Raw genomic sequence first — 22,113 nt, 5'->3', positions numbered from 1 at the left:
AAATCTAGTTTGTTTCCAATTCGACCTTTGGAGACGGCTAATGGCACTCGATTTTAATCACGGCGTCCGCGTAATAGATGCTGGCAGCGAAAGCAGGCCGCTTGAGACGGCCGACAGCTCTGCGATCGGCGCGGCCGTCATTGCGCCGGACGCCTCAAACACACTTTTCCCATATGACGAGCCGGTGGCGTTCTACACCCACGAGGCCGACAAGGTGGCCGCACTCGGCACGACCGGCACCGCGATCGACATTATTAATGCGATCCGGGCGCAGGGGATCGAGGCGCAGTGCGTATTTGTTCGTTGCGAGGCTGGCCAGACGCCGGAAGCCACCCGCGCCAAGTTGCAGGGTTCGGCCGCGTCGATGACCGGCGTTCACGCCCTTTCCTTTGCTCGCGGTCATGTCGGTGTCGAGCCGGGCCTTGTGATCGCGCCCGGCTATTCTTCCGGCCGCGTCGAAGATGCCAAAAACCCGCTCGCTGATGCGCTGGAGCAGGTGTCGGAAAAGCTGAAGGCGATCGCAGTTGTTGACACGGGCGGCCCCAATTCCGCGACCAGTCTCGCGTTCAGAGCCGATTTTTCCTCCCGCTACACCTATCTGGTTGATCCGTTCGTCCGGGTTGCTTCCGGCGCGACCATCGTCACCAAGCCTGCTTCGCCCTTCGCGGCGGCAATGTTCGTGAAGCGCGACAAGAAAAAGGGTGGAGCGTACTGGTCCCCTTCGAACCAAGAGGTCAAGGGCATCCTCGGCACGGCACGGCCGATCACCTATTTCGACGGCGAAATCGATCACGAGGCGAACCTCCTCAACCAGAACGGCATTGCCACATTCATTCCGTCCCGGCTTTCGCAGGGTGCCAACGGCCAGTTCGCGACGAACGGTCGCATTCTTTGGGGTAACCGCACCGCCTCCACAGACACCCTCTGGCAGTTCGTCAACGTGGTCCGTACCCGCGCCACCATCGAGAAAGCCATCATCAATGGCTTCCGGCCGTGGGCCAATGACGAGAACCTGACGGCACAGCATGTCATCGCCGTGATGCGCAGCCTGCAGGACCTGCTCGACAGCATGCAGGCGGTTGGCGCTATCCTTGGCGGTCGCGTCTATTGGGACCGGGCAATGAACGGCAATGCGAACCTGCGTCTCGGCAAGCTTCGCGTCGAGTTCGATGCCGAAGAAACGCCGCCGCTCGAAGACCTGATCTTCGGATCGCGCCGCAACGAGGCGTACTTTGACACCCTCGCCAATGAAATCCAGCGCCGTGTGACTGCCGAGTTCGGCGGCACGATCGCCGATTATCTCTCCGCCGCATAAGGGGCCACCATGACACTGCGCATCATTCGGGGCTTCACGCTCAACGTCAACGACAACGTCAATCTGGCGCTCGACATCGAGACGCTGAAGCTTCCAGCGCTGGAAGAAATCACCGAGACCTTCCAGCCGGGCGGCTCGGACATGGAGCTGGACATCACCGGCCTCGGCATCAAGGCGCTCACCATGCCGTTCAAGCTGAAGAGCCACACGCCTGAAACGCTTGCCCTGTTCGGCGGGCCTGCCGGTGTCCGTCAGAACTGGACCGGCAAGAAGCTGGTGATTTCCGAGGAAGACGGTACGGAGCACGAGCATTCGATCGACGTGACCGGCCGTCTGTCCAAGGTCGAGGGCGAGTCCATGGCTGGCGGCAAGGCCACCGGTTACGACCACGAGATCAAGTCGATCTGGTCCTACACCGAATATTGGGACGGTCGCGTGATGCACCGCTTCAGCTTCAAAAAGGGCGGATGGGACATCTGGAACTATCAGGCCATCAATTCCACCCGCCGCTCCATCCTCTTTTCGTAAGGTCTCAACATGTCGCTCGTTTTCGAAGTCAAAATCCCGCTCACCGTCCCGGTCCCTGTCAAGGACACTGACGGCAAAGAGGCCAAGCGGGACAGTTTCACGATGTTCCGGCCGAACGTCGCTCACGCCAAGCAGCTCGCTGTGCTGATTGGCCCGAAGCTCGCCTCGCAACTGATGAGCGACGGCAAGGCAAATATCGATGATGTCGACATCGGCGGGCTTATTACCGAACTTTCCAGCACGCTGTTGACCACGGATGGTCTCGACAGCCTGACCGGGATCGTCGCTTCGATGTCGCGGGAGGACTCGGCTTTTATCGATCAGCTCGACTGGCTCGATCTCGTCTCTGTCGGCAAGGCGTTGCTTGATTTTTTTCCGGCACTCCGGTCCCTCGGGCGTTCGAATACGCAGCCGACCTAGCGGCCGTCTACAAGTTCCAGCCCTCGGAAATCGCACAGATGCCTTGGCTGGACGCTCTCTCCTATCGCGCAGAACTTCCCCGTTTGACCGGAACCGCCCAAAGGACCGAATGACATGGATATCTCTTTTGTCATTCGGCTGATCGACCAACTGACCGGACCCGCCAAAAAGGTGAAGTCCGGCCTTCTCGATTTGGGCCAAGCGGCCAAGCAGGGCTTCTCCGGCGCGATCAAGGACGGCTTTACCGTCGAGAATATCGAGACCGCTACCAGAAACGCCGAGGCGGCACTGCGCGATGCTCGCGGCCGCATGCTTGGCGCGTTCGGGCAGGCCATGACGCTTGCCGCGCCGATCTTCAAGGGCGCGAATTTTCAGGACGCCTTTATCGACTTCGCCAACGTCGCGGAAATCCCGATCGACCGCATGGGCGAGATCGAGGCGCGGCTGATTGCACAGACCCGCACCACCGGCAAGAACAAGACGGAGTTGCTGCAAATCCTTGCCACCTATGTCGGCAAGGGTATGGACCTTGACGAGAGCCTTGCGGCGATCGAGGCGACCGGCCGGGCATCGACTGCCACCAAGGCGGAAGTCGGCGACATGGGCAATGCCGGTTACGCCGTCATGGATAACCTGAAGGTTGCCGCGACCGATCTCGCCAAGGCGTTCGATGTCATGGCGTCCACCGGCAAGTCCGGCTCATTCGAGCTGAAGGACATGGCGCGCAATTTCCCCGAACTGACGGCCAACGCCTCGGCGCTGAAGATGCAGGGCGTTCCGGCCGTGGCATCGCTTGCCGCCGCTCTCCAGATCGCCATGAAGTCGGCAGGTTCTGCTGATCAGGCCGCAAACAACATGTCGAACTTTCTAGGGAAGATCACTTCGCCGGACACGGTGAAGAACTTCAAGAAAATGGGTATCGACATCGAGAAGGAGATGAAGACAGCAGCCGCGAATGGCACCGATCCATTGCTGCATTCGCTGGAGCTGATCAAAAAGGCGACGGGCGGCGACCAGTACAAGATGGGCGAGCTGTTCGCCGACAAGCAGGTTCTCGATTTCCTTCGCGCCCTGATCCCCAATCTGGAGGATTACAAGCGCATCCGTGATGAGGCCGGTGCTGCGAGCGGCGTCATCGACAAGGATTTCGTCAACGTCATGTCTGGCCTGAAAACCCAGATCAAGGGTCTCGTGACCGAGATCGATAACCTGTTTTCTGCAGGCGGCGCATTGCTGCCCGTGGTGCAGGATATTGTCCTTCGCGGCACGGCAATCGTGCGGATGGTCAACGACTGGACCACGGCGAACCCGGAGCTGACGGCGACGATCGTGAAAATCACGGCCGGGCTACTGGCGGCATCGGTTGCCATGCGCGTGGCCTCCTATGCATTCGCCGCCATGCGGCTGTCCGCGATCGGCTTCACCTCGACCTTCCTGCGGTTTCAGGATGGCAGGAACATCGCCACCGGCTGGCGCATCATCGCCGGTGCATGGCGGTTTGCGGCGGGCAGTGCCTCGGCGCTCGGCTCGGCGCTTCTGCCGGTCGCAGGCCGGATTCCGATGCTGCGAAACGCGATCGCCGGTCTTTCCTTCATCTCGGCCGCGAGCGGCGGCGGGCTTGCCGGTTCACTGTCGGCCGTCACAGCCGCACTGACCGCCTTCGCCTCTGGTCTTGCAGGCATCGTCGCCGGGATCACAGCGCCGGTATGGGCGATCGCGGCCGTTCTGGCGGGAGCCGGATTTGCAGTCTGGAAGTATTGGGATCGTATTTCCTCATTCGCGTCCGGTTTCGCAGGGCCGATTGTCGCCTTCTTCAATACCGGCGTCGAGGGCGTCACGAAGGCGCTGTCGCTCCTCGTGGACCGTATCGGCACGGCGCTTAACATCGATCCCGCCTCGATCGCAGCGTTCAAAGCCTCCATGGCAAAGATGTTCGATTTCAGCGCGATGATCGACGCCGCAAAGGAGAAGCTCGGCGAGATATGGAAAGTGATCACGTCTTTCTTCTCGCAGGAAAAGCTGTCTGACTCCGACAAGGAGGCAATGCGTGCTGCCGGTGCAGCGCTCGGCACTGCCGTTGTCGACGGCTTTAAAGCGGCTTTTGAAGCACTCTATAGCTGGTTGACTGGTGTGCCAGGGCGAATTCGCGCCGCTATTGGCAGCATCGATCTCACAGGCCTTTTTAAGTTGCCTGCAATATTTGGCGGTAGTGACGATATGTCCGTTGCGGAGCCGTATCAGCCATCACCGGGCGCTGGAGGAAATCCGCCAGCCGCAGGCGGTTCTACTTCCAACACCACGATCAACCAGAATGTGACGCAGAATATTTCGTCGCCTGATCCCAAAGCTGCTGGCGATGCGGCGGCATCGAAACTGGAATCACTCTCGTCCGTGCGTTCCGGCGCATTTAATGACGGAGCCACACCATGAGTTCAGCTTTGCTCGCCCTCGGCCCGCATATCTTCCAGATCGACCGTCTGAACTATCAGCAGTTCGCCCGGTCGACGGAAGCAAAATGGGCGTCCATTCCTCGTTTCGGAACCTATCCCGGCCGCCAGTTCGTCGGTTACGGCGATGATCCCATCACGATCTCAGGGCTGCTGTTCCCTGACGAGTTCGGCGACAGGGCCGATTTCGAGGCCGTGCGGACAACGCAACGCGCCGCCAATCCGGTCATGTTGATCGGTTGGGCAGACACCAGCTCGACCGTCGCGACGATCTACGGTCGCGTTGTGATCCTGTTTGTTGATGATGAGCAGTCAGCCATCAACAGGGCGGGCCTCGGACGCAAAGTGAGCTACACGATCGAAGTTGCGCCCTTCCATGATGGCGGCAAGCCTGTGGGGCTGTTCCTATGAGCGCCACCATTATCCCGGCCGGAACCCGCGTCATCGAACTTGAAGACCTGAGTATTGACCTCGTGTGCTTTGAGCACGCCTTCAAGGCTCTCAATGATCGGCGCGTGGCGGGCAAACTGGATGGTTATGTCGAGGCGACCCTCGAAGCCAACCCGAGTATTGCCGATCGCGGCCTCCTTCTTCCGCTGGGAGGCACAATCATTCTGCCGGAGTTCACTATCCGGGCCACGTCCACCGCTGTCGTGAGGCTTTGGGATTGATGCGCCATAAACCGTTCATTGAGTGCTTTGTCGGCGGAAAGGCCGTTGCGCCGGGTTTTTATGACCGCCTGTCAACGGCGACCGTCACGGATAATGCCGGTCAGGAAGCCGACCGCATTGAATTGGTTTTTGATGATTCCGGCAATGCGATCCAGATGCCGGAAAAGGGAGCGAAGCTCTCTGTTTCGTTCGGCTATAAGGAATTCGGCTCGTGGGTCATGGGCGAATTCACGGTCGAGAAAAACAGGATCAGCTTCGGGCAGGACGGCGACAAACTGACCATTTCGGGTCACTCGGCCGACATGCGCGAGGACGTTAAAGAGCAAGGCTCTGAACATTTTGATCAGACGACGATCGGTGATGTGGTCGAGCAGCTCGCCAAGCGCCATGGCTATGACGCAAAGGTCAGTCCCGAAATGGCATCGAAGCAAATCGAGTATATCGCCCGCGTCGGGCAGAGTTCGCTTGATTTCCTGACCCGCCTTGCGGACCGCAACCGGGCACTTTTTTCGATCAAGGGCAACAAATTCCTGTTCCTGACTCGCGGCATCCTGCCAACGATCACGATCGACAAGAGCGAATGCGAGAGCGGCGATTTCGAGGTCGAGCCTCGCACCAAGTTCGGCACCGTCGAGGCCTCCTATTTCGACCGCGCAACCGGCAAGACAGAAACCGTCTCGCATTCGACGGGATTGACCGGGCCGGTGCGTCGGCTGCGCACCGTCTATGCCAACAAGGCCGAGGCGGAAGCTGCAGCCGGATCGGAAGGCGACAAGCTCGGCCGGGCGACCGGCTCGGGCAACCTCATGATGTTCGGCCGACCGGAATTGATGGCCGATACGCCTTTGAACCTCACGGGGTTTCGACCCGAGGCAAACGGCGCATGGCGCGCTGGAACAGTCACCCAGACCTTCGCGGCCGACAGTTACAAGACCGGTGTCGCGGTCGAAGCGCCGGAAAGCGGCAAGGAGTGAGCGCGATGAATGAGATTTTCTATCTGGCGATTTTCGGTCTGATCTGCGGAGCCATTTTCCTTTTGGGAGGATTGGGCTTTGCCATCTGGTGGATCGTGAACCACGTCCAAATCGTCTGATTGCGAGAACAGTCATCCGGCAAGCCGGGTGGCCGGGGTGCCTCGTGCACCCCAAGCGACGGGCCAAAGTTTGGCGACCAGACCCGTCCGACAGCAACGTTCGATAACTGTCACACCCGTACCCTGCAGGGCGGATTTGCTGTGACTGAGTCGAGAGATATTTGAAATGGTGAATCTGACGCCGGTGGCTCCTGCCACCCCCGCCGCTCCTTATATCGGTGGAAAACGTGTTCTGGCGAAAGCCATCATCGCTCGCATCAACGAGACGCCCCACGAAAGCTATGCGGAGGCGTTCGTGGGCATGGGTGGTGTCTTCCTCCGCCGAAACCTCCAGCCGCGCATGGAGGTCATCAACGACATCAGCGGCGACGTCGCCAACCTCTTCAGGATACTGCAGCGGCATTACCCGCAGTTCATGGAAACGCTGCGCTATCAGGTTACGAGCCGCCGCGAATTCGAGCGCCTTTCTCGTGTCGACCCTTCCACCTTGACCGATCTGGAGCGGGCTGCGCGGTTCCTCTATCTCCAGCGAACCGCATTCGGTGGTAAAGTCGCCGGGCAGAACTTCGGGGTTACGATGCAAGGCGCTCGTTTCAATCTCCTGAAGCTTGCCCCGCAACTGGAGGCTATCCACGAACGGATGGCAGGCGTCGTCATCGAGCAACTTCCTTGGCGGCGCTTCATCGAACGATATGATCGGCCAGAGATGCTGTTTTATCTCGATCCGCCTTACTTCGGGAACGAAACGGATTACGGCTCCGGTGTGTTCAGTCGAGAGGAGTTCGCCGAGATGGCGGATGTTCTCGGGCAGATTAAAGGCCGCTTCATACTGTCTTTAAATGCCGTTCAAGGTGTCTTCGAGACCTTCAAGGATTTTCGAATTGATGAGGTGGATTGCACCTATTCCATACAGGGCGCTGGAAACAGCAAACCTGTAAAGGAGGTGATTATCTCAACCTCCTATTGATTGGCTTTCTTGAGCCGTGCCACCAGATCGAGGCAGGCAGCATCCTTAGAGGGATAGGCCCCTGCCTTGGTCCTCGCGGCTCCCCGTGCCGCTGTCATCTCGTCAGTTGTTGACCCGTTTATGACCATCGCCACCATGACGAACGCACTGCCGGGGACGCCTTCCGTCTTGCAATTTGCTACTACCCACTCGAAGAGCGCCGCGTCCTGCCGGTTTTTTTCCGATGCTTGCGCGTATGATGTGGTCGGCATCGCCAGACAAACAATAGTGCTAAAAGCTACGAGGAGATGCTTGCTACGCTTGGAGTGCATTTAATGGTTTCCTTTGCCCGAAGGGCGATATCGAAACCACGTTACAAAGAGGTTCGCAATGCCAGAACGAGAAAAGGGTTAAGACGATCGTCTCTCGATCTGAAATTTGTTGCCAACTGATATTGCGCTCCGCGCCATTCGATTTTGCGCGCTACATCAAGTCCGGCATGACGGAGGAGCGATTTGGAGCCTCTATTCGCAGGCTCAATGCGCGACAATCGCCATATATTCGTCTTGACCTTTCGCCCCCCTGCCCTTAACGCCCGTCCCACAAGGTTACTGGCGAATTTGCAGGGGTGTTGACCATGAAAGTTCTGTTGATCGGTTCCGGCGGACGCGAACATGCACTGGCGTGGAAAATCGCCCAGTCTCCCCTGCTCGATGAGCTTTATGCTGCACCCGGCAATCCCGGCATCGCCGACCACGCAACGCTGGTTGTACTTGACGTGGAAGACCACGCCGCCGTCATTGCCTTTGCAAAGGAAAAAGCGATCGACTTCGTCGTTGTCGGCCCGGAAGCGCCGCTGGTGGCGGGTCTGGCGGATGATCTGCGTGCCGCTGGCATCGCCACTTTCGGCCCATCGAAAGCCGCTGCCCAGCTTGAAGGTTCCAAGGGTTTCACCAAGGATCTCTGCGCGCGCTACGATATTCCGACCGGCGCTTACCAGCGTTTCAAAGCCGCCGAGCCGGCTAGGGATTATGTGCGTGAACAGGGTGCGCCCATCGTCATCAAGGCGGACGGGCTTGCCGCCGGCAAGGGCGTGACCGTGGCGATGACGGAAGCGGAAGCGCTTGCCGCCATCGACGAATGTTTCGACGGCGCTTTCGGTGCGGCCGGCGCCGAAGTGGTGGTGGAGGCCTTCCTCGATGGCGAAGAAGCCAGCTTCTTCTGCCTTTCGGATGGCAAAACGGCGCTGGCGCTGGCCACCGCGCAGGATCACAAACGCGTCGGCGACGGCGACACCGGCCCGAATACCGGCGGCATGGGCGCTTATTCCCCTGCCCCCGTCATGACATCCGCCATGGTGGAACGCACCATGAAGGAGATCATCGAGCCGACGATTTCAGGCATGGCCAAGGACGGCAATCCCTTCTCGGGCGTGTTCTTCGCCGGCCTGATGATCACCGCCAAAGGCCCGGAGCTGATCGAATATAATGTGCGCTTCGGCGATCCCGAGTGCCAGGTGCTGATGATGCGCCTCAAGAGCGACCTGCTGCCGATCCTCTACGCCACAGCCACCGGCGCGCTGGACAAGGCGCAGGCGGAATGGCGCGACGATGCCGCGCTGACTGTCGTTCTCGCTTCCAAGGGTTATCCCGGCACTTACGACAAGAACACGCCGATCGCCCATATTCCTGATGCCAGCGCAGAGGCGAAGGTCTTCCATGCCGGAACAGCATTGAAGGACGGCAAACTCGTCGCAACCGGTGGCCGTGTGCTGAACGTCACCGCTTTTGGAAAAGACGTGACGGAGGCCCAGGCACGCGCCTATGCTTTGACGGACAAGGTCGAATGGGAAAATGGCTTCTGCCGCCGCGATATCGGCTGGCAGGCCGTGGCCCGCGAAAAGGCCTGATACTTGCAGCAAACGGTGATGGAGCGAATATTTCGTTCAATTTTTACCAAGTTTGCTGACCCGATGGAAACGAAAGACCAGTAATATTTGCCCGAATATTGAATGACGCACCGTGCCTGAGCCACGGATTTTGCGGTTATTTCGGGGGTTTTTCGATGCGTCGTCTTCTTTTGACAGCCATTATCGCGCTGACCGGCGGTTCGGCCATGGCGTCTTCCATCGAATATATCAATGGCGTACATGCCAGCAATGGCAGCTTTGTTCGCCGTGACTGCTCGGGCTGCGAACCAGTACAAGACAAAACGGCAGCGCAAGGTTATGCCATTCCATCCATCGAGCCGGGCACGCAACATACCGAAATGCGCGAAGTCGATGGCAAACGCACACTCATCCGCACCGAGGCCTGGCTCGGCGGTGCGCCGGTTACCTTCGTCAGCACCAATCCCGCATGGATGTCGGAAACCTCCAGTACCGCAATCGCAACCTATGACGATGCCGAACCCGTGGCGCATCCTCAAGAAGCGGTTTCGACACCTGCCGGTATCGACGTGACGACGAAGACCGCAGGCGTCAAGGAAATCTCTGGCGATAATGCCGCAGCTCCAACCAGCGCCTCAGCGGTCGCCGCACCCGTATTCCCGGATTTCAAATTGCGTGGCAACTGACGGTCGGCACTCGGCGCGTTTCCTGACAAATATCAAATAATCGCGTTATCGCTGTACTTATTGCAGCCCTCGGCAACCATTCGGGGAATAATAGGTTTTCCGGCCGTTATTCTGTCGGCCAAGCTGATAAAGCTTTCGCTAATTAAATATTTATTCAAATTTTTGGCCGCTAAGTGACTTCATGGTGCAATGCAGCACAATATGAGGCCTGGGCGGACGCTCGCTTTTCAGGCCCTTCACCGCGCATCAGGCGCCCTTTCCATTTCCGAAACTTCGGCAGCGCGCGACCTTTTAAGGCCGCGACGCCAAACGCTTGTGAGCGCCCATGAAGAACCTCTCCATTTCCCGCCAGCTTATCGTACTCGTTGTGGCCCTTATGGCCGCCTTCTCCGTGGCGACGTTTTACCAGCTGAAATCCGCCACCGATGCGATCTATGAGGAACGCTACGGCATGCTGCGGACGCAGGTGCAATCGGCCATTTCCATTCTGCAATCCTTCCATGACAAAGAAACCGCCGGAACGCTGTCACGGGAAGAAGCCATGAAACAGGCTTACGCCACCGTCAGCGCCATCAGGTTCACCCCTGATGGCTATCTGTTCGGGTACGACTATGACGTGACGATGAAGTTTCATCCCGATGCCAAGCGGGTCGGCGAAAACTTCAAGGGCAAGCCTGATAGCAAGGGGTTCGCTTATCGTGACGAGCTGGTGCGGCTTGGCCGCAACGGCGGCGGCCAGACGGATTTCTACGGTCCGAAGCCCGGCATGGAAGGCAATGATTACGCCAAAAGCTCTTACGCACTAGCCTTCGAGCCCTGGCAGGTGGTGGTCGTGACCGGCGTCTATATCGACGATCTGAACGCGCAGGTGCGCGGCGAAGTGATGAAGGCGCTGTCCATCGGCGCCGCCATCTTCATCCTGGCGCTTGCCGCCGCCTTCTACGTCATCCGCGGCATTTCCAAACCGCTCGGCGATATCCACCGCGCACTTGGCGAAGTGGCCAATGAAAACGTCTCGCTCACCATTCCTCACACCGGCCTGACCAACGAAGTGGGCATGATGGCGAAGGCCACCGCCTCGCTGCAGGACAAGGTGCGCGAGCGCCACGCCATGCAGCGCCGGCAGGAAGAACAGCAGGAACAGCTCGACACGGAACGCCAGAACAATCTCGACATGCAGCGCGACGAAGCCGCATTGCAGGCGCGCGTCGTCACCACCATCGGCGAGGCGCTGGAGAAACTGGCCGGAGGCGATCTGACCGTTCGCTGCGGCGATCTCGGCAACCGTTATGCGGCGCTGCGCGACAATTTCAACGAGGCCCTGACCCATCTTGATGCCGCCATGGCCAAGGTGAACTCCAAGAGCATCGATATTGGCGGTTCCAAGGAAGAAATCCGCAAGGCCTCCAACGAGCTTTCGCAGCGAACCGAACGGCAGGCCGCGAACCTCGAAGAAACCTCGGCCGCTCTGGATGAACTGACCGTTGCGGTGCGCCAGACGGCGGAGGGTGCAGCCGACGCCGCCAAGCGCGTCACCACCGTCAGCTCGGAGGCCATGCGCAGCGACCGGGTGGTGGAAGAGGCGATATCAGCGATGAGCGGTATCGAACAGTCTTCCGACCAGATTTCCAACATCATCGGCGTGATCGACGACATTGCCTTCCAGACCAATCTGCTGGCGCTGAATGCGGGTGTGGAGGCAGCGCGTGCGGGTGAGGCTGGCAAGGGCTTTGCCGTGGTGGCGCAGGAAGTGCGCGAACTGGCGCAGAAATCCGCCGCCGCTGCCAAGGAAATCAAGGACCAGATCGCTCGTTCTTCCAGCCAGGTCGAAAACGGCGTGCGCCTTGTCGGTGAGGCCGGTGACGCGCTGAAACGCATTTCGGACCAGATCAAATCCGCTAACGAGATCGTCAGCAAGATCGCCCATTCGGCTGCCGAGCAGGACACGACATTGCGCTCGATCTCCTCATCGCTCAACCAGCTCGATGTCGCCACCCAGCACAATGCCGCCATGGCGGAAGAAACCACGGCTTCGGCCGAAGCGCTGGCCGTGGATACCGAAGAATTGCTGAACCTCATCCGCGGCTTCCGCGTTTCCGCCGGCCACCAGCTTCACGGCATGGCAGAGCAGATGCGTATGGCGGGGTGACCACTAACGGTCTCATGCGATTGAAACAAAATGCCGGGCACAGACCCGGCATTTTTATGTGCTCTCCAAAACGTTCCCTACATATTCGGCGGCGTCCTCGGGCTCGACCCGAGGACCCATGGCCAGATTGCATTCTGGATCCTCGCCTCAAGGGCGAGGATGACGACAGGGAGTATTTACCACCTCGGGAAGCAGGCGATGCCGTATTTGCAGCGCCTAATTTCAGCAGGTCAGTGCATCGAGACGATCGATATCGGCAGGTGAAAATACGGCAATACCGGCTTTTCCGAGCAGCGCCGCCGTCACGCCATTGCCCGGATGTTTGAGGCCGGAGAACGAACCGTCATAGATCGCGACCGACCCGCAGGACGGGCTGCCATCGATCAGCAGCGCATGGGTGCAGCCATTGGCCTTGGCGAAGGCCAGCGCCTTTTGCGCACCGGCGATGAATTGCGCGGTGACATCGCCACCGGTCACCTCCAGCACACGGGCGCGGCCCTCCAGCACATCGAGACCGGACGCGCCCCTCTCGATTTCCGCCGGTGGACGCGGAACGGGCATACCACCCGCCATCTCCGGACAGATCGTCACCAGCCTGCCCTCGCTTCGCCAGCGCTCTATTGCAGGGTGGGGTAGAGGTTTGCCCCTGCCGTCGTAGCGGACGGGCTGGCCGAGGAGGCAGGCGCTGATGAGGATTTTGGGAGGCGTGTGGGTCAATGGGGAGTCATCCTGCGGGAGTGGAGGCTGCGGCTTACCCCCCTCTGCCCTGCCGGACATCTCCCCCTCAAGGGGGGAGATCGGCAAGAGGGGCGCTCCCCGCAAAATTTTCACCGTCGAAGATGATCGACACGTCGCCACGATTCGATCTCCCCCCTTGAGGGGGAGATGTCCGGCAGGACAGAGGGGGGTGAACCGCGTACGCAACCGTCGCCTTTCACCTCGAAACCATCACCCCGTAATCTTCGAGAAATCCGCAACCGTTCCGGTCGCCTCGCGGATGGCCTTCAGCAGCGCCAGACGGTTGGCGCGGATGGCCGCATCCTCGTCATTGACGAGCACATCCTCGAAGAACTTGTCGACAGGGACGCGCAGCGTCGAAAGCGCCTGCATGGCCGAGCGGAAATCCTCACCTTCGACGGCCTCCGCGGCATCGGCAGAGGCAGTCTTGATCGCCGCAAAAAGCGCCTTTTCGGCATCAAGCTTCAGCAGCTCATCAGAGACGCCATCGGCAACCACGGTGCCCTTCTTTTCCTCGGCGGCCAAAAGCTGGGTGGCGCGCTTGGCGCCCGCCAGAAGATTTCGGCCTTCCTCACCGGTAATGAAGGCGGTGAGCGCCTCGACACGGCGGGCGATCATCAGCAGATCATCGGATTCCGGTGTCAGGACGGCGTCAATCAGATCGTAACGCGCGCCGAGATCGCGGAGATAGACTTTCAGGCGGTCATGGAAGAAGGCCAAGAGATCAGCCTCAACTTCAAACATGACGTCATCTGGATTTTTTGCGAAAGTTACGTTTTCCGTAACGTGCTGCAGCCACGGTTCAAAAATGCCCGCTATTGGCAGGCGAACATTCCGCTCCAGAATAATCCTCACCACACCGAGCGCCGCACGGCGCAGAGCGAAGGGATCCTTCGAACCGGTTGGCTTTTCATCGATGGCCCAGAAGCCGACGAGTGTATCGAGCTTGTCGGCCAGCGCGACCGTGATGGCCACCTTGTCGGCCGGCAGGCGATCCGAGGGGCCTTGCGGTTTGTAGTGGTCTTCGATGGCCGCGGCGACGCTTTCGTTTTCGCCCTGAAGTGCCGCATATTTGCGGCCCATCAGGCCCTGAAGCTCGGGGAATTCACCGACGGCTTCGGTGCGCAGGTCGGCTTTCGCCAGTACCACGGCGCGGTCTACCAGCGTCTCATCCGCCCCGACAACCGGGGCCAGCACCCTTGCCAGTTCACGAATGCGGGTAACGCGCTCACCCTGCGTGCCGAGCTTGGCATGGAAGGTAACGTTCAGTGCATCGAGCTTCGCCATGCGCTGGTCGAGCGGCTTCTTGAGATCGAGGCCGAATTTCGCAGCCGAATCTTTCAGCGTTTCCAGATCGGGCAGATCGCCCTGGTCGCGGTTCCAGAAGTGGCGGGCATCCGACAGGCGGGCGCGCACAACTTTGCCATTGCCATGGATGATTTCCTTGCCGCCATCGCTTGCCTCGATATTCGAGATCAGGATGAAGCGGTTGGAAAGGCCTTCTTCCGCACCCTGATTGCGGGTGACGAAACACTTCTGGTTGGTCTTGATGGTGAGGCGGATGATTTCCGCAGGGATCTGCAGGTAGTCTTCCTCGAAGGTGCCCATCAGCACCTGCGGCCATTCGACGAGGCCGGAGACTTCTTCCAGCAGGCCTTCGTCTTCCACCAGATCGAGGCCGTTGGCGAAAGCCAGATCCTTGGCGTCGTGCAGGATGATATCCTTGCGGCGCTCTGCATCGAGAATGACCTTCGCCTTTTCGAGGCTCGAAACATAATCTTCGAAACGGCGCACGGTGATCGGGCCGGGCGCATGGAAACGATGGCCATAGGTGACGTTGCCGGCGACGATGCCGTCGATGGCGAAAGGAATGACCTGAGTTTCGTCATGTTCGGGGCCGAACAGGCAGACAATGGATTGCAGCGGGCGTACCCAGCGCAGGCTTTCGGAGCCCTTGCCTTCGATGCCGGCATAGCTGGAACCCTTCGGCATGGAGGCCGGGCCGGAGCGCATGGATTTCGGCCAGGGAAAGGAGCGGATGATGCCGGGCATCACCTCGGCGATGATCTCTTCCGCCGGGCGGCCCGGCTTGTTGATGATGGCGACGTAGAAATCGCCCTTCTTCGGATCGGAAACGACCTGAGCCTCGGAAATATCGTTGAGGCCGGCGCCGCGCAGAAAGCCCTCGATGGCCTTTTCATTGGCGTCGGTGCGCGGGCCTTTCTTTTCCTCGCGCACATCGGCGGAGCGGGCGTTGAGGCCGCGAATATCCAGCGTCAGGCGGCGCGGCGTCCAATATTCACGCGCGCCCTCATAGGTCAGCCCTCTCTCCACAAGCGCATCGGTGACGAGTTTCTTCAGATCGCCCGCCGCCTTGCGCTGCATGCGGGCGGGGATTTCCTCGGAGCGGAGTTCAAGCAGAAGATCGGGCATGGGATCAGGACTTTATCTGTTGTCGGACGATTGCGGTCGGCTTAGCAAGCAACGCGGCAAAAGTCACCAAGGCATTCGGTTAAATTACCGCTGGCAGGCTTCACCAGCCGCCGCCACCACCGCCGCCGCCACCGGACCCGGAAAAACCGCCGCCGCCGCCACCACCCGAAAAGCTGGAGTTGGACGAACTGACGGGTTGTGGGATGGTGGAGGCAATGGTGCTCGCCATGGAGGTGGAAAAGCCGCCGATCCTGTCGCCGAAGCTGCCGTAATTGCTGCCCAAATACCAACCGGGCGCATAACTTGCCACGGCGGCACCTGCGGCAGCTGTTGCGAGCCAGGTCTCGAAGGTGCGGCTCCACGGTTTTTCAACGCCGAGCGCCACGGCATAGGGCAACAGCGTCTCGAAATGCTGCGGCGACATGGCGGGAGCGGCCGCCATGTTCATCCGGTCTTTTTCCGCCAGCGTCAGATAGGTTCTAAGGCCTTCGATGCCGTCCATCAGCTTGCGGCCGAGCGGTGTGGGCGCCCCCATCAGAAACAGGAAAAGCGCATTGGTAAGCACGATGCCACCGATAGCCGCCAGCGCCAGCGACTTGGTGTCATGCGTCACATCCAGCAGGACTTGTGTGGCGATGCCGCCGATGGCTGAAAAAGCCACGAAACCGGCAAAGGCCAGCATGACGATACCGCCGATGCGTTTCCTCAGAGATGCGCCGCGCGAGAACTGCCGGCCGATGCCGATCGACAGGATGCTGAAGAAGAAGGCGAAAAAGCCGAAGACCAGCACGGCGGCAATGGCAAACTCATCCAGATCGCCGAAGACCAGTGTTGCAACGATGAGGGCGATGCTGAAGAAGATGCCGAAGAAAATATAACCGGAATTGCTGTGGTAATATTTGCCCCGATGCTCTTTTTCAATCGCCGCGCGGAACTGCTTGCCGACCTTTTCGACCTCCGCACCATGGGCCTTGTCGATGGTGAGCGTCTCGCCCGGACCGCCGATGGAGGAAAGCAGCGTCTTCTGCCCAGTCGGCAGATCGGCGGCGGCTGCCTTTTCCGTGCGGCGGATGACGATGGAATTCTTCAGATCTTCCAGAACGACATAACCTTTGACCGCCAGATCAAGGGCCGAGGCAGAGAGTGCCGTCCAGCCAGCGCCGGAAAAACCCCTGTTGTCGACATAATTGACGAGAGCCGGAGAAAGGCCCTCCGGCGCATCCCAGCGCGGCACGACCACGCCCTTCGCCGGATCGCGGCCAACGGCGAACCATGCCCGCAGGTAATAAAACAGCACAGCCAGAAGCCCGCCGCCCGAAAGCAGGATGGCGAGATTATCCCGCAGCCACCAGCCCGCCTCCTGCGAGGTATCGGGGGCGGCAATCGCACCCTTGGGCAGCTTGACTGCAACCGTCATACCCTCGCCCACCGTAAACGGGCGGGTGGAGGCGAAGAACACCTCGTTGCCTTCGCTGAGGATGCGCGCATCCTTGCCCTTCGCGCCAAGCGGGCCGGTGAAGACGGCGGTATCGGTGGCCTTGACGCCCTGCGGCAGAGTGATGGTCGCGGAAATCTCCCCCATCGGGAATTGCCAGCCATTACCGGTGACGTTCCAGGTCAGCTCGTCATAATCGCTGAAATAACGGATTTGCCGGGCGGTGGTGTAGGTGATCTGGAAGACATGTTCGCCGGTCGGCAGAAAACGGTCGGCGCTGCCGGTATAGATCCGGATGCCGCCATCGATATTTTCGGTGCGCCAGCTTTCCGGCGTGCCATCGCGCTCGACCGAAACGACGTTGAAATCCACCTTCGTGCGGCGGTTATTCGCGTCCAGCGCATAAAGCGGAAAATCGCGGAAGATGCCGCGCTTGATGTTCTGGCCTTCGGCGCGGGCGGTGATGGTTTCCGTCACCGCCAGCTTGCCATCCGCCGCCACCTCGACGACGGAATGGTAGGAGCGGATGAATTCCTCCGCAAAGGCTGGAAAGGCCACGCCCAGGAAGACGAACAGCGCGAGAAATCTTGCGGCGATGGTCTTCACGGGGCGATCCCTCCTCATTGGCTTCAGTGCTGCGGCTCGGCAGCGCTTTCCTTTTCCGTGTAATCGACGCCCAGCGAGGCGAGCGCCTTCCAGTAGCCCGGATAGGTCTTGGCCACGCAGGCCGGGTTCTGGATGGCGATGCCGCCGATCTTCAGCGCCGCCAGCGCAAAGCTCATGGCGATGCGATGATCGGCGAAGGTGTCGATGGAAGCATCGACCGTCTGGCCTGCAAGTGCGGGATCGGCATGAACGATCAGGTCGTCGCCTTCTTCATGTGCCAGACCATCGCGGATTTCGTTGAGGCCGAGCGAAACGGCACGGATACGGTCGCATTCCTTGACGCGCAGGTTGGCGATGCCGACGAAGCGCACCGGCGTTTCGTTGAAGGCAGCAAGAACCGCGATGGTGGGAATGGCGTCCTGCATCTGCGAACCGTCGATTTCGGCGGGCAGATGCGGGAACTTGGCCATGACGTCGTAGGCCTTGGCATCCGGCTGGGTGAACTTGTCGGCGGGCGTGCCGATATCGATCGCACCACCTGTCAGAAGTTCCGCGCCCCAGAGATAGGTGGCGGCGGAGGCATCCGGCTCGATGTGGAAATCCGTCGCGGTATAGCCGGTCGGATGCACGCGCCAGATGGCGTTGCTGACCCGCTCAATCTTGGCACCGAAGGCTTCCATGGCTGATGTGGTGAGGTCGATATAGCCTTTCGCGCCGATTTCCTCACCCTTGAGGATGATATCGACAGGCTTGTCGCCGCAGGCGGCGGCCATCAGAAGTGCCGACACATATTGGCTGGACAGGTTGGCATCGATGGTGACGCTGCCCTTCGGGAAACCCGTGCCCTTGCCGCAGACGGTGACGGGCGGGCAACCGGTCGGCGCTTCCGCTTCGACGCCGAGCGAACGCAGCGCCTCCACCAGCGGCATGATCGGGCGTTTGCGCATATGCTCGTCGCCATCGATGATGACGGCACCATCCACAAGTGCGGCAGCGGCAGTGAGGAAGCGCGTGGCGGTGCCGGCATTGCCGAGGAAAAGCGGCTTTTCCGGCTGTTGCAAAACGCCCGTGCCTTCCACCACGAAGGTCGTGGCATCAGGCTCGGTTACCTTTACGCCCATCTCGCGCAGGGCTTCGGCCATATAAAGCGTGTCATCGCTTTTCAGTGCGCCGGTCAAACGGCTTTTGCCCTTGGCAAGACCAGCCAAGAGAAGCGCACGGTTGGTGATGGATTTGGAGCCGGGCGGTTCGACCTTGCCGGAAAGCGGGTGGTCGGGCGGGGTGATGGTCAATTCGATCATGATTGTCGTCTTGTCAATGAATGCGGCGAAGAGCCGGATTATCGGAATTTGAGCGGGAGGTTTTAGGCCGCGGGGGGCAGTACCCTTAGAACTTCACTGTCGGCACGGCGCGGTCAGCCGGGTTCTCGATCTCGAAATAGGGCGCCTTGGCAAATCCGAACTGGCCTGCAACCAGATTGGAGGGGAAGCTTTCCACCTTGACGTTGAGATCGCGGGCGGCGCCATTGTAATAACGGCGCGACATCTGGAGCTCGCCTTCGATGGTTTCAAGCGAACGCTGCAATTCCAGGAAGTTCGTATTGGCCTTGAGATCGGGATAGGCTTCGGCGAGCGCGAAGAGTTTGCCGAGCGCCTGCGACAGCAGCCCTTCCGCCTGGGCGCGGCCTTCGACATCCCCTGCCGGCACGGCCTGCGCCCGGTTGCGCATGGCGATCACCTCCTCGAAGGTGCTCTTTTCATGTGCCGCGTAACCCTTCACGGTCTCGATGAGGTTGGGGATGAGATCGGCGCGGCGCTTCAGCTGCACGTCGATGCCCGACCACGCCTCTTCCTTCATCTGCCGCGCCTTGACCAGCCCGTTATAGATGAAGACGACATAAAGCGCGATTGCCGCGATGATTGCCAGCGTGATGAACATGAATTGCGATTCCCAGCTTCGATGCGCGCACGATAGCCGCTCATTCCCGCAAAGTCATGAGGCTTCGGTCATTCTCTGTGTTTTTGCCGGAAGAGAGACGCTGCGGGAAGCAAACACCCGTTATTTATAAAAGACGGTACAATATAATTTCAGACCGGATACCTTGCGTACAAAAAGAGTATAGGAGGCAAGCCTGTAGCCGCGCTCGGCCCAATATTCCTTGTTTCCTTCCAGATGATTCCAGCCGTCAATGACCCAGTCGAGCATTTTCGTATTACGCGTGTAGTGCATGCGAACGAGCGCGCTGTCCACATCGAGAGAGCGCTGGCCGCTATCCTTGCATTCCATGCGGGTGACGATCATTCCGAAAGAACGCAGTTTGTCGGCGCGGGCAAAGGCATCCTTGCCGCTCATCCAGTCTGTCGTTTCCGCAGCCGCGCCATTGCCGAAAATGCATCCGAGTGTAAGCACAAATAAAAAACAGAAATTTCTAATATTATTCACGGTTAAACCCACTGCTCTATTAAGGATACCAATCCACACAAAATAAAAGGCCGTCAAGAACGGCCTTCCATTTTCATTAAAAGTTCGGCTTGAACCCGCCTTCAAAAATCAGGCGGCCCTGTTCCAGTTCAGCCCGCCCGCATCCGTCAGCAGGAAGGCCTCGCCGCAGGCTTTCGCCAGCGTGCGCACGCGCAGGATATAGCTCTGGCGCTCCGTCACCGAGATCACGCCGCGCGCATCCAGAAGGTTGAACACATGGCTTGCCTTGATGCACTGGTCATAGGCCGGGAAAACGCATTTGTGCAGGCGCTGGTTGTCGTTATCATCAGGCGCGCCGGCGGCGAGCAGCGCCTGGCATTCTTTTTCGGCGTCGATGAAATGGCGATGCAGCATGCCGGTATCGGCAAATTCGAAGTTGTGGCGGGAATATTCCTGCTCGGCCTGCAAAAAGACGTCGCCATAGGAAATCTTCTCTTCACCCTCGCGGCCGTTGAAGTTCAGGTCGTAGACATTGTCGACGCCCTGAACATACATGGCCAGACGCTCCAGACCATAGGTCAATTCGCCGGCGACCGGCGAGCATTCAATGCCGCAAACCTGCTGGAAGTAGGTGAACTGCGACACTTCCATGCCGTCGCACCAGCATTCCCAGCCAAGACCCCAGGCGCCGAGCGTCGGGCTTTCCCAATCGTCCTCAACGAAGCGCACATCGTGCAGCAACGGATCGAGGCCGATCGCCTTCAGCGAACCGAGATAGAGTTCCTGCAGGTTCGACGGGTTGGGCTTCAGAATGACCTGGTACTGGTAATAGTGCTGCAAACGGTTGGGGTTTTCGCCGTAACGACCGTCGGAAGGACGACGCGATGGCTGCACATAGGCGGCCTTCCACGGCTTCGGCCCGAGTGCGCGCAGCGTCGTTGCCGGATGAAATGTACCCGCGCCCACTTCCATATCGTAAGGCTGCAGCACCGCGCAGCCCTTGTCGGCCCAGTAATTGTGCAGCGTCAGGATCAGCGCCTGAAAGGAACGCTTCGGGTTCATATGGTCTGGAATATCGGTCATTTTGCAGTCATCGCGGCGTTAGGAGGACAAGTAAGCACTGACTTACTTCGGATGCGGACACGTGCCACGGCATGGCGTGGGGGTCAAGGTTTTATGCATAAAGCCGCCTTCGGCCCTCGGCTGATCAGCCCGCAGCTTCTGCGCGTGAACTTGCGACACCGCGATCGGCGAACTTTCTGAAAAGCCTGATGACGGGCTTTTCGAACAGAATATGCGCCGCAATAGACACAGCCAGTGCAACAACAACGATCACGATGCTCGCCGCAAAGCCTGGCGCAATGACCTTCAGGACTATCGAATTGACCAGACCATGCAGGAGATAAAGCGCATAGGAGGCGTCGCCAACAATTTCGAAAGGCTTCAGCCACGATTCCGGCCAGCCCCCGGCTCTTTCGATCCAGACACAACCCGCGACGAGCAGAAAGGCAGGCAAACCCCAGCTCACTATGCGCAAAAGGCCAAATTGCTCACCGATACCGGCCGCGAAAACAAAACCGACAAAAGACAGGGCCAGAGCGGCGATGCCACTGCGCATGCCCGCAAAGGCAATCCGGGACAGGATAAGCCCGGCGAGGAATTCCAGCAGCAGGGGCGATGCCCAAATCTGCATGAACGGCGATTGCCAGTCCGCCATTTGCCCCACGGCCACCATTGCCGACAGGATGACGACGGTTACGGCGATCGGCGCGCGCGATGCAAGACCCAGCGCGAAAACGAGATAGAAGAATATCTCCATATTCAGCGTCCAGCCCACCAGCACCAGCGGCGTCACCTGGCCCGCAGCGTTGACATAGGGGACGAAGAGCAGTGATTTCCAGAGATGCTCCATCGTGAAGGTGAAGGTGGAAAACACCCCGGCCAGTGCGCCAAGGCACATGACGAATGTGACGGCCCAGTAAAGCGGCACGATGCGGAAGAGACGATGGCGCAGGAACTTGCCGGGCGGCGACTTGTCAGCGACCAGCCCCATGACAAATCCCGATATGACGAAGAAAACATCCACTCCGGCTGCGCCGATCGTGAAAGGCGTGCCGGCAATGTGGAAAAACATGACTGCCAGCGCTGCGACTGCTCGCAAAAACTGAATGGAATGAACTTTCTGCAAAAAATACCCCGTCCAGCAACCTCGTGCGAGGCTTCAGCCGGCTTTGGGCGAAGCGCTGCAGATCGATCTCAAATATCGTGGACCAGTAGTTGCATAAATCCTGCGAAAATACTTGCAGAAATTGGGGTATATCTGAACAAGCTGCTTTT

Annotated in this window: 20 protein-coding genes; 11 read left to right on the top strand and 9 right to left on the bottom strand. The window is 59.4% G+C overall.

Annotated elements, in window-relative coordinates:
• The first annotated feature begins 40 nt into the window (after positions 1 to 40).
• The 8 genes from AKG12_RS01180 (at position 41) to AKG12_RS01145 (ending at position 7,441) form a co-directional block, all read left to right on the top strand.
• On the top strand, positions 41 to 1,315 hold the full coding sequence (locus AKG12_RS01180; protein ID WP_052817199.1) for a phage tail sheath family protein: 1,275 nt from the start codon (positions 41 to 43) through the stop codon (positions 1,313 to 1,315).
• Positions 1,316 to 1,324: 9 nt separating this feature from the next.
• The gene (locus AKG12_RS01175; protein WP_052817197.1) at positions 1,325 to 1,843 is read left to right on the top strand and encodes a phage major tail tube protein; all 519 of its coding nucleotides are present in this window, start codon (positions 1,325 to 1,327) and stop codon (positions 1,841 to 1,843) included.
• A gap of 9 nt (positions 1,844 to 1,852) precedes the next feature.
• Positions 1,853 to 2,263, top strand: coding sequence for a hypothetical protein (locus AKG12_RS01170; protein WP_052817194.1), 411 nt, complete (start codon positions 1,853 to 1,855; stop codon positions 2,261 to 2,263).
• 114 nt (positions 2,264 to 2,377) lie between these two features.
• Positions 2,378 to 4,693 (top strand): phage tail tape measure protein, encoded by a 2,316-nt coding sequence (locus tag AKG12_RS01165; protein WP_052817191.1) that lies wholly within the window; start codon positions 2,378 to 2,380, stop codon positions 4,691 to 4,693.
• Complete coding sequence (locus AKG12_RS01160) at positions 4,690 to 5,121, top strand: phage tail protein (protein ID WP_052817189.1); 432 nt, start codon at positions 4,690 to 4,692, stop codon at positions 5,119 to 5,121. Before AKG12_RS01165 ends, AKG12_RS01160 begins: the two co-directional genes overlap by 4 nt.
• Entirely contained in the window at positions 5,118 to 5,381 is a 264-nt protein-coding gene (locus AKG12_RS01155) for a tail protein X (RefSeq protein WP_052817187.1), read from the top strand. The genes AKG12_RS01160 and AKG12_RS01155 overlap by 4 nt, the downstream gene beginning before the upstream one ends.
• Complete coding sequence (locus AKG12_RS01150) at positions 5,381 to 6,355, top strand: phage late control D family protein (RefSeq protein ID WP_052817185.1); 975 nt, start codon at positions 5,381 to 5,383, stop codon at positions 6,353 to 6,355. The genes AKG12_RS01155 and AKG12_RS01150 overlap by 1 nt, the downstream gene beginning before the upstream one ends.
• Positions 6,356 to 6,640: 285 nt before the next feature.
• Complete coding sequence (locus tag AKG12_RS01145) at positions 6,641 to 7,441, top strand: DNA adenine methylase (protein ID WP_052817183.1); 801 nt, start codon at positions 6,641 to 6,643, stop codon at positions 7,439 to 7,441.
• Here AKG12_RS01145 and AKG12_RS01140 read toward each other — a convergent pair.
• Entirely contained in the window at positions 7,435 to 7,752 is a 318-nt protein-coding gene (locus tag AKG12_RS01140) for a hypothetical protein (RefSeq protein ID WP_052817180.1), read from the bottom strand. The genes AKG12_RS01145 and AKG12_RS01140 overlap by 7 nt on opposite strands.
• A gap of 305 nt (positions 7,753 to 8,057) precedes the next feature.
• Between AKG12_RS01140 and purD the strand changes: the two genes are divergently transcribed.
• The 3 genes from purD (at position 8,058) to AKG12_RS01125 (ending at position 12,143) form a co-directional block, all read left to right on the top strand.
• Positions 8,058 to 9,329: a phosphoribosylamine--glycine ligase gene (gene purD, locus AKG12_RS01135; RefSeq protein ID WP_052817177.1), complete on the top strand. Its 1,272-nt coding sequence runs from the start codon at positions 8,058 to 8,060 to the stop codon at positions 9,327 to 9,329.
• A gap of 155 nt (positions 9,330 to 9,484) precedes the next feature.
• Positions 9,485 to 9,994, top strand: coding sequence for a plant virulence effector HPE1-like domain-containing protein (locus AKG12_RS01130; RefSeq protein ID WP_052817839.1), 510 nt, complete (start codon positions 9,485 to 9,487; stop codon positions 9,992 to 9,994).
• Positions 9,995 to 10,319: 325 nt separating this feature from the next.
• Entirely contained in the window at positions 10,320 to 12,143 is a 1,824-nt protein-coding gene (locus tag AKG12_RS01125) for a methyl-accepting chemotaxis protein (protein ID WP_052817175.1), read from the top strand.
• A gap of 222 nt (positions 12,144 to 12,365) precedes the next feature.
• On the opposite strand, the gene AKG12_RS01120 is transcribed toward AKG12_RS01125, so the two are convergent.
• The 8 genes from AKG12_RS01120 to AKG12_RS01085 form a co-directional block, all read right to left on the bottom strand.
• On the bottom strand, positions 12,366 to 12,860 hold the full coding sequence (locus AKG12_RS01120; protein WP_052817174.1) for a 2-thiouracil desulfurase family protein: 495 nt from the start codon (positions 12,858 to 12,860) through the stop codon (positions 12,366 to 12,368).
• 231 nt (positions 12,861 to 13,091) lie between these two features.
• A complete protein-coding gene (glyS, locus tag AKG12_RS01115) occupies positions 13,092 to 15,314 on the bottom strand; it encodes a glycine--tRNA ligase subunit beta (RefSeq protein ID WP_052817172.1) in 2,223 nt (740 codons plus the stop codon).
• A 100-nt stretch (positions 15,315 to 15,414) separates the two neighbouring features.
• Positions 15,415 to 17,355, bottom strand: coding sequence for a DUF2207 domain-containing protein (locus tag AKG12_RS01110; RefSeq protein ID WP_052817837.1), 1,941 nt, complete (start codon positions 17,353 to 17,355; stop codon positions 15,415 to 15,417).
• Between the two features lie 23 nt (positions 17,356 to 17,378).
• Positions 17,379 to 18,656, bottom strand: coding sequence for a 3-phosphoshikimate 1-carboxyvinyltransferase (locus AKG12_RS01105; protein WP_052817169.1), 1,278 nt, complete (start codon positions 18,654 to 18,656; stop codon positions 17,379 to 17,381).
• 85 nt (positions 18,657 to 18,741) lie between these two features.
• Complete coding sequence (locus AKG12_RS01100; RefSeq protein WP_020010489.1) at positions 18,742 to 19,293, bottom strand: LemA family protein; 552 nt, start codon at positions 19,291 to 19,293, stop codon at positions 18,742 to 18,744.
• A 120-nt stretch (positions 19,294 to 19,413) separates the two neighbouring features.
• Positions 19,414 to 19,854 (bottom strand): hypothetical protein, encoded by a 441-nt coding sequence (locus tag AKG12_RS01095; RefSeq protein WP_052817167.1) that lies wholly within the window; start codon positions 19,852 to 19,854, stop codon positions 19,414 to 19,416.
• 51 nt (positions 19,855 to 19,905) lie between these two features.
• Positions 19,906 to 20,859 carry a glycine--tRNA ligase subunit alpha gene (locus AKG12_RS01090; protein ID WP_046800648.1) on the bottom strand — a complete coding sequence of 318 codons (954 nt, stop codon included), beginning with the start codon at positions 20,857 to 20,859 and terminating at the stop codon, positions 19,906 to 19,908.
• Positions 20,860 to 20,983: 124 nt separating this feature from the next.
• Complete coding sequence (locus AKG12_RS01085) at positions 20,984 to 21,964, bottom strand: acyltransferase family protein (RefSeq protein WP_052817165.1); 981 nt, start codon at positions 21,962 to 21,964, stop codon at positions 20,984 to 20,986.
• Between the last annotated feature and the right edge of the window lie 149 nt (positions 21,965 to 22,113).

The sequence above is a fragment of the Agrobacterium sp. SUL3 genome (genome assembly GCF_001263295.1).
Taxonomy (GTDB): Bacteria; Pseudomonadota; Alphaproteobacteria; order Rhizobiales; family Rhizobiaceae; genus Agrobacterium; species Agrobacterium tomkonis.
Note: the sequence above shows the minus strand (reverse complement) of the source record. Positions and strands in the feature narration are given on the sequence as shown.

Coding starts and splice junctions, on each gene's coding strand:
- AKG12_RS01160 (WP_052817189.1), top strand. CDS start 4,690: ATGAGTTCAGCTTTGCTCGCCCTCGGCCCGCATATCTTCCAGATCGAC.
- AKG12_RS01145 (WP_052817183.1), top strand. CDS start 6,641: ATGGTGAATCTGACGCCGGTGGCTCCTGCCACCCCCGCCGCTCCTTAT.
- AKG12_RS01170 (WP_052817194.1), top strand. CDS start 1,853: ATGTCGCTCGTTTTCGAAGTCAAAATCCCGCTCACCGTCCCGGTCCCT.
- AKG12_RS01165 (WP_052817191.1), top strand. CDS start 2,378: ATGGATATCTCTTTTGTCATTCGGCTGATCGACCAACTGACCGGACCC.
- glyS (WP_052817172.1), bottom strand. CDS start 15,314: ATGCCCGATCTTCTGCTTGAACTCCGCTCCGAGGAAATCCCCGCCCGC.
- AKG12_RS01125 (WP_052817175.1), top strand. CDS start 10,320: ATGAAGAACCTCTCCATTTCCCGCCAGCTTATCGTACTCGTTGTGGCC.
- AKG12_RS01130 (WP_052817839.1), top strand. CDS start 9,485: ATGCGTCGTCTTCTTTTGACAGCCATTATCGCGCTGACCGGCGGTTCG.
- AKG12_RS01155 (WP_052817187.1), top strand. CDS start 5,118: ATGAGCGCCACCATTATCCCGGCCGGAACCCGCGTCATCGAACTTGAA.
- AKG12_RS01180 (WP_052817199.1), top strand. CDS start 41: ATGGCACTCGATTTTAATCACGGCGTCCGCGTAATAGATGCTGGCAGC.
- AKG12_RS01140 (WP_052817180.1), bottom strand. CDS start 7,752: ATGCACTCCAAGCGTAGCAAGCATCTCCTCGTAGCTTTTAGCACTATT.
- purD (WP_052817177.1), top strand. CDS start 8,058: ATGAAAGTTCTGTTGATCGGTTCCGGCGGACGCGAACATGCACTGGCG.
- AKG12_RS01105 (WP_052817169.1), bottom strand. CDS start 18,656: ATGATCGAATTGACCATCACCCCGCCCGACCACCCGCTTTCCGGCAAG.
- AKG12_RS01175 (WP_052817197.1), top strand. CDS start 1,325: ATGACACTGCGCATCATTCGGGGCTTCACGCTCAACGTCAACGACAAC.
- AKG12_RS01100 (WP_020010489.1), bottom strand. CDS start 19,293: ATGTTCATCACGCTGGCAATCATCGCGGCAATCGCGCTTTATGTCGTC.
- AKG12_RS01150 (WP_052817185.1), top strand. CDS start 5,381: ATGCGCCATAAACCGTTCATTGAGTGCTTTGTCGGCGGAAAGGCCGTT.
- AKG12_RS01090 (WP_046800648.1), bottom strand. CDS start 20,859: ATGACCGATATTCCAGACCATATGAACCCGAAGCGTTCCTTTCAGGCG.